3 protein-coding genes are annotated in these 7,899 nt (G+C 67.9%); 2 read left to right on the plus strand and 1 reads right to left on the minus strand.

Annotated elements, in window-relative coordinates:
- Window positions 1-547 precede the first annotated feature (547 nt).
- Complete coding sequence (gene eccCa / locus ACWDKQ_RS23305) at window positions 548-4,651, minus strand: type VII secretion protein EccCa (RefSeq protein ID WP_450140869.1); 4,104 nt, start codon at window positions 4,649-4,651, stop codon at window positions 548-550.
- A gap of 289 nt (window positions 4,652-4,940) precedes the next feature.
- Between eccCa and eccD the strand changes: the two genes are divergently transcribed.
- Both eccD and mycP read left to right on the plus strand, forming a co-directional pair.
- Window positions 4,941-6,380: a type VII secretion integral membrane protein EccD gene (eccD, locus tag ACWDKQ_RS23310; protein ID WP_450140870.1), complete on the plus strand. Its 1,440-nt coding sequence runs from the start codon at window positions 4,941-4,943 to the stop codon at window positions 6,378-6,380.
- An 11-nt stretch (window positions 6,381-6,391) separates the two neighbouring features.
- On the plus strand, window positions 6,392-7,804 hold the full coding sequence (mycP, locus tag ACWDKQ_RS23315) for a type VII secretion-associated serine protease mycosin (protein ID WP_450140871.1): 1,413 nt from the start codon (window positions 6,392-6,394) through the stop codon (window positions 7,802-7,804).
- The last annotated feature ends 95 nt before the right edge of the window (window positions 7,805-7,899 follow it).

Genomic DNA, 7,899 nt, shown 5'->3' on the forward strand with positions numbered 1-7,899 from the left:
CCGCCAGAGGCGGTGGCGATTTCGCGCCGTCGACGAACGCTCCCCACCGAAAGCGCGATTTCGCGCGGAATCGTCCGCGCCCCCAGCGAAAGAAGCAGTGGCGATGTTCTGGATTCAGCTCGACGCGTTCGCCGAACCGCACCACCAGGTGAGAGGTGAGGGCACCCTTGAGCAACTATGCCGCTCAAGGGTGCCCTCACCTCGAAAAATCACCCGGAGCGGGTCGGTGCGGCGGCCTTCCTCGACCTCCACCGCGACCGGGCGCCGATACGGTCATGCGGTCGCCGGGATTGCAGGTTCCGCCGTTTCGGGCGGGGGGTGGACGCGAGGCGGGCCTCACATCGGATGAACGGGGCGAACGGACCGTTCGTGTCGTCTACCGATGCGAACAGGCCGTCCACCGCACACCGGTTGGCGAGGCAGAACCGGACCACTCCCGCGGTGAAACCAGCCCCTCGCGGAATTAGCCAGCAGGGTCAGGACCACCCGTACAACAAGAAGCCTCCCCCGCCGAGGCAGGGGAGGCTTTTCGCGTTGTCCCGTCGGATCACTCCGGCTGGATGAAAGCCGTCTGGATCATCTGCGGACCGCCGCGCAAGCTACGGCTGACCAGCGTGCCTCGACCAGGCGGCAGCGGCCGCGACCTGATGTTGGCTACCAGCTGACCGTCGTCCTTGTTCGCGCTCATCGCCAGACCAGGCGCCGACGTCTCGCGCATCTTGCCGATGATCGGCTCGTACAAGGACTTGCTGCCGCCGCCGGAGTTGCGCGCCAGCACGATGTGCAGACCCACGTCGTTGGACACCGGCACGAACTCCGCCAGCGGCGCCAGCGGGTTGTTGCCCTGCGGTGCGACCAGCTCGTAGTCGTCGACGATGACGAACAGCTCCGGGCCCTTCCACCAAGAGCGGTCCTTCAACTGCTCCTGCGTCACATCCGGGCCGGGCAGCCGCTTCTTCAACGACGCCGCGATGTCCTTGACGTTGCCCTTCAACTGGTCCGCACCGACCGCGTACTCCAGCAGGTGCCCGGTGTTGAGGAACCCGAGCATCGTGCGCCGGTAGTCGACCAGCAGGATCAGCGCTTCCTTCGGCGTGTACCGCTCGGTGATACCGCGGACGACCGTGCGCAGCAGCGCCGTCTTGCCCGACTCCCGCTCACCGAACGCGTAGAAGTTCGGCTCGGCGTTGAAGTCCAGGTACACCGGGTGCAGGCCGTCCTCGTTGATGCCGATCGGCACCAGCTTCGGCTTCGGCTGCTGCTCCGGACGCGGCAACTGCTGGTACGGCAGCATCTCCGGCAACAGGCGGACCTGCGGCGCCGGACGCCCCTTCCAAGAACTCTTGACCCGGTTGACGAAGTCAGCGACACCGTCGGAGACGTCGTCGTTGTAGAGCTCCCAGCCCAGGCGGGGCGCGCGGACCGGCTTGCCCTCGTCGATCTCCCGCTTGACCTGCTCGTGCTCAGCCTCGACGCGGTCACCGATGGTCTCGCTGTCCACACGGGGCAGGGCGGTCAGGAAGTGCAGCTTGCTGCCGTGCATACCGCGCCCCGGGCGGCCCTGCGGGACCTTCACCGCGAACTTGCGGTCGATCTCCGACTCGCTCGGGTCACCGAGCCGCAGCTCGATGCGGGTCTGCATCAGGTCCTTCATCGCCGGGCGGATCTCAGCCCAACGCGCGGCGGTGACGAACAAGTGCACGCCGTAGGCCAGGCCGTTGGCCGCCAGGTTCAGCACGTCCTGCTCGAGCGACTCGAACTCCTCGCGGAACGTCCGCCATCCGTCGATGATCAGGAATGCATCGCCGAACGGGTCGTCCTCGAACTCACCGCGCCGCTTGCGGTTGCGGTAGTCGTTCATGCCTTCGACGCCGTGCTGCTGGAACCGCGCTTCCCGCTCGGCCAGCATCGTCTTGAGCTCCGCGATCGTCCGCCGAACCGTGTCCTGGTCGCGCCTCGTGCCGTAACCACCCATGTGCGGCAGGCCCCGCAGCGCGGAGATCGAACCACCACCTAGGTCGATGCAGTAGAACTGCACCTCCCGCGGCGTGTGGGTCAGCGCCATCGATGCGATCATCGCTCGAACCGTGTTCGACTTGCCCGCACCGACACCGCCGACGATCGCGCCGTGACCGCCCTGACCGCTGAAGTCCAGAGTCATCGGGTCCTGCCGCTGGTGGTACGGCACGTCGATCAGACCCACCGGGAACTGCAGGCGGCCGCTACCCGCGAAGCCCGCCGCCGTGTAGCCGCGGTCGTCTGTCTGCTGCAGCGGCGGCAGCAGGGCGTCCAAAGTGGGCGGTGTGTCCAGCGGCGGCAGCCACACCGCGTGCGCCGGCGGGCCCTGCCCGCGAATCTTGTCGATGATGATCTGGAAGTCCGTCGGGTCGAGGTCGCTCTTCTGCTCCTTGACCTCCTCGACGACCGGCTTCTCCGGTTCCGGTGGCTTCTCGATGTAGTCCGGGATGAACTTTCGCGGCATCTTGTCGCCGGTGACCGGCGACGCGCCGCCCTTCAGCGTCGGGCGGCGGCCACTGGTCTGGTGCATGTGGCCGGACACGAACGCGGCGCGGAACCGCTCCATGCCGTTGGGGTGTTTCAGGTACCCGTGACCACCGGTGGCGGGCAGGTCGGCCGCGTCGGGAACACCGATCGCCGCGCGGGAGTCCGCCGCGTTGAAGGTCTTCAGACCGATCCGGTACGACAAGTGCGTGTCCAGACCGCGCAGCTTGCCCTCTTCCAGTCGCTGGGAAGCCAGCAGCAGGTGGACCTGCAGCGAACGACCCAGTCGACCGATCATCACGAACAGCTCGGCGAAATCAGGCTGCTGCGACAGCAGCTCGGAGAACTCGTCGATGACCACGAACAGCGCGGGCAGCGGCTCCTGGCAACGTTCGTCGCCGGCCTCGCCCATCTTCCGGTAGTCCCAGACGTTCTTCGCGCCTGCCTTGTTCAGGACCTCCTGGCGGCGGTTCATCTCACCGGCCAGCGCGTCCTGCATGCGGTCAATCAGAGAGCCGTCGCCCTCCAGGTTCGAGATGCTCGCCGAAACGTGCGGCGCCGGCTCGAACCCGTTGAAGGTCGCACCGCCCTTGAAGTCGACGACCACGAAGTTGAGCATCGACGACGAGTGGGTGGCCATCAGGCCCAGCACGATGGTGCGCAGGAACTCGGACTTACCGGAACCGGTCGAACCGATGCACAGCCCGTGCGGGCCCATGCCGCCGGAGGCGGTTTCCTTGATGTCCAGGTGGACGATTTCGCCCTGCTCGCCGGGGCCGATCGCGACGCGGTACAGGTCGTCTCGGGACCGCGGCCGCCATGCCTCGTTGAGGTCGAAGGTGACCACGTCACCGGCCAACCCCAGCTGCTCGATGTAGTTCAGCGGCGTGGTCAGCGGCTCGTAGCCGCCGCTGTCGGCGTCGGATGCCGAAACTCCGCCGGCCACCCGGTACGGCGCAAGCTGGCGGGCCAGCGAGGTGGCTTCCTCCGTGCTCAGCGTGTCCGGCTTGCCGAACCATTCCACACCGGACCCGCCGCGGGCACCGATCCGGTCCTCCTCCACGACCATCCGCATGCCGCGGCGCGCGGTGAGCTGCCCGAGCAGGTCGGACAGGTCGATCATGGTGACCCCGGCCAGTCCGCCTTCGACGTAGAGCGCCTCTTCGCGGGTGATCTCGGCGTCATCGAGGATGATCACGATGTGCGGCTGGCCCTCCGGCGGCGCGGCGTTGCGCTGGAACCGCGCCCGGTCCGCCAGCTGCTCGGCGAGCATCTGCTCCAGGGCCCCGAGCGAACCGGCCATCAGCCGCATCGGGCCGATGCCGTCGGTCTCGGTCGGGTGTTGGGCGTGCGGAAGCCACTTCACCCAGTCCCACTCCGTGCGCGCGCGGCCGCTGCTGGCGACCGCGATCATCACGTCGTCGGGGGTGTGGAAGGCGGCCAGCTGGCACACGATCGCGCGGGCCAGGCCGCGCACCACGTCCCGGTCGCCCTGCAGGCCGACCGCGGCGAAACCGCGCAGCGAGGTGGCGATCGGCAGGTCCGGCACCAGCGAGTGCGCGCGCACGAAGCGGCGCAGCGCCAGCGTGGTGATCGGCTCCAGCTCGTCGACCGGGCCGGTTTGCGGTGGCACCAGGCGGGTTTCCAGCCGCTGCGAACCGCGACCCACCCGGACCTGGCAGAAGTCGTTGTCGTTGGGGCGTCGCTCCCACATCCGCCGGCTGCCGGCGGCCAGGGACCACAGGGTTTGCGGGTCGGGGTGCACCCACTCCCGGGCCAGCCGCTGCTCGTCGGCGGCCTCCCGCGCGCGGTCGCGCATCTGCCCGAGGTACCGCAGGTAGTCCTTGCGGTCCTCGTTCATCTCAGCCTTCTTCTGGCTGCCTTCCTTGCCGCCGCCGGCCATCATCCCGAAAGTTGAGATGAGCATCATCGCCGGCATCATCATCATCATCGGGTTGTCCTTGGCCCGCTGGAGCATGAAGACCATCATTCCCAGCGAGGCGACGATCATGATGCCCGGCAGGACCTTCTGGACGATGTTGCCCGGAATGGTCCGCGGAATCTCCGGCGGTGGTTCGAGGTGCACCTCCCCGCCCGGTGGCCTGGGAGCGGCCAGGCGTGGCGTTCGCTTGAACTGCAGCGTGCTCACCGGACGCAACAACCTTTCCGTGTCAAACGTGCTCTCGAATGTCGCAGCCAGCATTCTGTACCGGCGCGGCACCGCCTGCGGCGGGGTGGGACTCGGGCGTGACCAACCAGATATGAAGTAGTTGGCACGAGTTGCACCAAACCTGCCCCCGCCGACGGTCGGTGTGGCCATACTAGGGGCGCTCTTCGACCGGGCGGGCCGGTTTCACGAGAAAAACCGGCCTTGGTTGGATCGAGCCCAAGACACAAATGAATGCAAGGCAATCAACCTAAGGGAGTAGGGGGCCCAAGTGGCGACCGGGACCACGGTGTTCAGCCGCGTGACGGTGGTGGCGCCTACAACTCGTATCGACCTGGCGCTTCCCGCAGACGTGGCGGTAGCAGACCTTTTGCCGATGGTGCTGGACATGGCCCGCGGGATCACCCCGGATGGCGGTTCTCGGCACGGCGGCTGGTGCCTGGCCAAGCTCGGGGAGAGCCAGCCCCTCGACCCGAGTCAGACGCTGTCCTCGCAGGGAATCGTCGACGGCGACATGTTGCAGTTGCGGCGCCGGTCGGACGACCCGCCGCCGCCGCTGTACGACGACGTCGTCGACGCGCTCGCGGAAGCGGAACCGGGCAGCTACCGGCCGTGGACCAAGGAAACCGCGGCCAAGATCGGGCACGCGGCCGGCGCGCTGGCGCTCATCGGCGCGGCCGTCGCATTGGGGTTGGCGGGCCCAGCCGGGCTGCTGCACCCCGAACTGGAGGGCACGGCGCCGATCGTCTACCAGATCGTGGCCGCCGTGACGGCGGTCGTGGTGGCGATCTTCGCGACCGGCGTCGGCTCGATCGTGACCCGCGCCTACGCGGCGCCCACCACCGGCACGGTGATCGCCGCCGCGGGTGGGCTGCCGATGGCGTTCGTCACGGGCTTCAACATCGTGCCGGGCAACGCCCTCGAACCGAGGCTGTTGCTGGCTTGCGCGTTGACGCTGATCAACGCATCGGTGTCGATCATGGTGATCGGCGCGGGCATCGTGACATTCATCGCGGCCGCCACGGCGGCGGCGTTCGGCACCATCGGCTTCCTCGTCGCGACGCTGGTGCCCGGCGCCAGCACCGCGGGTATCGCCGCGGGCGCCGCGGCCGTCGGCCTGGCCGGCATCTCGCTGCTGCCGCGCATCACCATCCAGCTCGCAAAGCTGCCATTGCCGCACGTGCCGGGCAGCGCCGAGGACCTCAAGGAAGACACCGGCTTCCCGGACTACCGCATGATCGAGCGGCAGACCGGCCTGGCGCACCAGTACATGACGGGCCTGATCATCGGCTGCGGCGTGGTAGCGGCGCTCGGCTCGATCCTCGCGGCCGCGGCCAGCATCTGGGGCGCGGTGTTCGCGATCGTCGTCTCGGCAGTCCTGCTGCTGCGCGGCCGCAACTACGCCAACGGCAGCCAGGCGATCGCGCTGCTGCTGAGCGGTCTGCTGTCGTCCCTGGGCGTCACCATCGGCCTGCTGGTGCAGGTCGCGCAGTGGTCGCTGGCGGTGGCTTGGGTGTTCCCGCCGCTGCTGCTGCTCGGCATCCTGGCGATCATCTTCGGCGTGGTGTTCCCGAACCGCCGGTTCTCGCCGGTGCAGCGCCGCACGGTGGACATCCTGGAAGCGGTCCTGATCGCGCTGGTGCTGCCGCTGGCGCTGGCCGCCATGGACCTCTACATGTACATCCGCGACCTCAACATGAACTTCTTCTGAGGGGCGGCGTGATGCGCTCTAGGATCTTCCGCTCCCGCGGCGGGCTGCGTGGATTCGCGCTGCTCGCCGCGGTGGGCACGTTCGCGCTGGGCGGACCCACCGCACCCGCGGTCGCGCAGACCGTCGGTCCGCCGCAGCTGGATCCGTCCAAAAAGGCCAGTCACTCGCTGGACCGGTTCACCTACCCGCAGAAGCAAGGCTGCATGCGGGGCAACTCCGGCAACTCCGTGATCGAGGAGAAGCCGTGGAGCCAGTTGGTTCTCGGCTTCGAGCAGGCCCACGACCAGGGTCTGCGCGGTGCCGGGCAGACGGTGGCCGTCATCGACACTGGCGTGAACGCCGCGCATCCGAGGCTTCAGGGCAAGGTTCAGGACGGTGGGAGCAGCGTCCCGGACGGCGGCGGAGACAAGGACTGCGACGGACACGGCACGATCGTTGCGGGAATCATCGCGGCAGGCCAGGACCAGACAGGCCAGACCGGTTATGTCGGTGTCGCACCGGATGCCCGGATCCTGTCCATCCGCCAGTCCTCGAAGCTGTTCGTCAGCGACGGCAACAACGCCACGATCGGCAACACCCAGACGATGGCGCAAGCGATCAACATCGCGGTGGACCGCGGTGCCAGCGTCATCAACATCTCGCAGTCGTCGTGCCAGCCGATCGCGCAGGCCAGCAACTACAACGACTACGGCAACCAAGAACTGCACAATGCAGTCAAGGACGCCTACAACGCCGGGGTCGTGGTGGTCGTCGCGGCCGGGAACGTCGGCGAGTCCTGCCAGAAGAACGCGGCCGGAAGCCCGACGACCGCGGTGCTGCCGGCCTGGTTCGACGACTACGTGCTCACCGTCGCCTCGGTGAACCAAGCGGGTGCGCCGTCGGAGTTCACCGTGCCGGGCCCGTGGGTCGACGTGGCCGCGCCGGGCGAGAACCTGATCGCCCTCGACCCGGGTGTCGGCGCCACCGGGCTGGCCAGCCAGATCGCCACCGGCGACAGCGGCCAGCTGGGTCCGATCCAGGGCACCAGCTTCGCCGCGCCGTACGTGTCCGGCCTAGCCGTGCTGATCAAGCAGAAGTACGAGCGCGAGAACCGGCCGCTGACCGCCGGGCAGATCATGGATCGGATCAAGCAGACGGCGCTGCACCCAGGCGGTATCAACGGGCACAACGACATCGTCGGCTACGGCGTGGTCGACCCGGCTGCGGCGCTGGACGACGTGGTGCCCGCTGAGTGGGGTGTGGCGGCGCCGCCGCCGAAGCCGACGAAGCTGGACGCGGATGTCATCCCGCAGAAGGACTTCCCGGCCCTGATCATCGCCCTCGGTGGTGCGGGAGCGGGAATCGCGGCGATCATCTTCACGGCGTTCCTGATCAACGCGGTCCGCAACGTCCGGGCACGAGCCCGCGAGAACGGCAGCCGCTGAGAAGTTCGTGCACAACGGCCCGGTGAGATCGGAAGTCCACACTTCTGAACTCAAGTCAAGAATATAGACATCTCGTATGACGTATTATGGTTGAA

It is taken from the genome of Saccharopolyspora sp. NPDC000995, assembly GCF_053599315.1.